General features: G+C 70.4%; 2 protein-coding genes. Both read right to left on the reverse strand.

Annotated features, from left to right (window positions below; genetic code table 11):
* A partial coding sequence (locus AUC47_RS16550) for an RDD family protein (protein ID WP_143740726.1) occupies positions 1–722 on the reverse strand: 722 nt, incomplete at its 3' end.
* Positions 719–2,358, reverse strand: a 1,640-nt coding sequence (locus AUC47_RS10745; protein ID WP_096715193.1) for a transglutaminase family protein, incomplete at its 5' end; no start/stop codon positions are given. The genes AUC47_RS16550 and AUC47_RS10745, both read right to left, overlap by 4 nt.

The following is a 2,358-nucleotide window of genomic DNA, read 5'->3' on the forward strand; positions in this document are numbered from 1 at the left end:
TCGGATGCGTACCCCTGAGGGGCCGCGTCCTGAGGGGCCTGAGGTGCCGCGTACTGAGGTGCCTGCGGGGCCGCGTAGTGGGGGGCCTGCGGGGCCGCGTAACTCTGCGGAGCCGACGGCGGAGCCGGGATACCGGGGATCGCGGGGGCGCCGACGGGAGCCGACGGCGCATACGCCTGAGGCGGGGTTGCGGGCACCGTGGGGCCGACCGCGCGGGCGGGCCCCGGCTCGGCGACCGTCGCCCGTGCGTGCGGTGGCCGGGCGGAGCCGCCGTCGCCGCGAGTATCCAGCATCAGCGACTTCGCGACCTTGTCGTGCCAGCCCTGGAAACGACCCGAACCGTCGAACAGGGGCGTGAAGTATCCGACCACGATGCCCGCGGCCAGTCCGAAGATGATGTTGCGCAGCAGGGTGCGTCCGAAGCCGAGGCCGGAGCCGTCCTCTGAGACGAGTCGGAGGCCTTGAGCGCGCATGCCGATCGAGCCGTTCCCGGCCTGCATGAAGGTGTAGAACACGAACCAGCCGAGCACGACCAGACCGACGAGCGGTCCGCCGATGAGCAGGATGCCGATCGAGGCCTCGAGCGATCCCGACAGCGAGGATGCGAGCGTCAGGATGCCGAACAGGACCACGGCGATACCGCCGGCGATCAGCGCGTCGATCAGGTAGGCGGTCGCGCGCCGGGAGATCGGGGCGATGCCGCCGGACGGGGGCTGCGTCATGGTGTCTCGCTCTCGGGTGAGGTGGAGGCCGTCGGACGAGGGCTCTTCTCGATGGTGCCAGGTTCGCGGCGGACGCGCGCGGCCGCCGCCTCTCTCAGGTTCTGCAGCCCGGCCGACACGGCGCTCCCGTCGAGGAGCGACCGCAGGCTCAGCCGTGCCTTCATGCGCTTCCAGAATCCGGCCTCCTTGCCGAGACCGCCGACGATCGTGTCGACCTCGGTCCAGAACGCGTCGACGTCTTCGGCGGTCGGCTCGGTCGGGCCGAACACCTCGGCATCCGCCCGGCGGGCCAGTGTCGTCACCTGCGGGAGCGTGAGGGTCGCGGCCACGGTCGCGGCTTCCTCCGACCGGGTTCCGCCCGGCGGGATACGCGCGCCGTAGTCGACGGCTCGGTCGGTGAGCTCGTCCCACCCTCCGCTGATGCGGTCGGAGGTCCGCGCGGCGGAGCGCCGCGAGCGACGCTTCGCCGCCTTCCACGCGCCGATCACGATGAACGGAGAGGCGAGCAGCGCGAGGATCGACAGCGAGATGCCGCCGATCACGAGGATCGTTCCGATGATGCCGAGGATGTTGAGCGTCTCGTCGTCGCCCTTGCGGTCGTCGGGCAACGTCGGCGGCAGGTCGACCGGCTCCTGCGGCGGAGGCGGCGGCTGCAGCACCTGCGGCTTCGGATCGACCTTCGGCTTGGTGTTCTGGTCGTTGGGGACCTTGTCCTCGGGAGGGGTGGGGTTGAAGGTGAGCCACCCGAGACCCTCGAAGTTCACCTCGACCCACGCGTGCACGTTGTCGCCGGTCGCCTCGAAGACCGCCTCCCCGGCCTTCTCCTCGTCGGGGTAGAACCCCATGACGACGCGCGCGGGGATGCCGACCTCGCGGGCGAGCAGCGCCATCGCCACCGAGTACTGCTCGTCGTCGCCGATCATCTGGTCGCCGCCGATGAGCGTCGTGATGCGCTCGGCGGTGTGTCCGGCTCGCGAGAGCACCTCGCCCTCGAGACCGTGACTGAAGAAGCCGCCGTCGGCGAGGAACGTCTCGAGCGCCCGCACCTGCTCGATGGGCGACTCGGCCCCCGACACCGTCTCGGCGGCGAGCGAGGTCAGCTCCTCCGGCACGTTGCTCTGCTTCGGCAGCGGCACGGTGCCGAAGCCCACGTCGGCCAGCTGCGTGTCGTCGAACTCGTTCGGAATGACGGTGTCGACCGTGTAGCTGTCGCCCTGCGTGAGCTTCGACGTCGCGACGGCGGTGCCGGTCGCGGTGTTGTAGTAGGTCGACCGGCGCAGCTCATCGGCGCGCGCACCCGCGAAGTCGATCTGCGACACCTGCCCGGCGTCGGGCACCCACACCCCGCGGTACTCCTCGATCTCGATCTGCAGCGTCACGGGGATGCCCTCGGCGTCCGGCGACATGTTCGCGCGGATCGGCGTGAACGCGCTCGACGAATCGGCGCCGCCGTCGGTGACGTTGTAGACCATGCCGTCGAATTGGTCCATGACCGCGATGCGCATGCGCGCGCCCTTCGGCAGGCCGTTGACGGTGAAGAGCGTGTCGCCTGCCTCGTCGCGCACGTTCTTGCGGAACGCCTGCAGGGGGCTCGGGTAGTCGCGGATGTTGAAGGGCGGGATGATCACGTCGCGGA

Source organism: Microbacterium sp. SZ1 (assembly GCF_002362255.1).
Classification (GTDB): Bacteria; Actinomycetota; Actinomycetes; order Actinomycetales; family Microbacteriaceae; genus Microbacterium.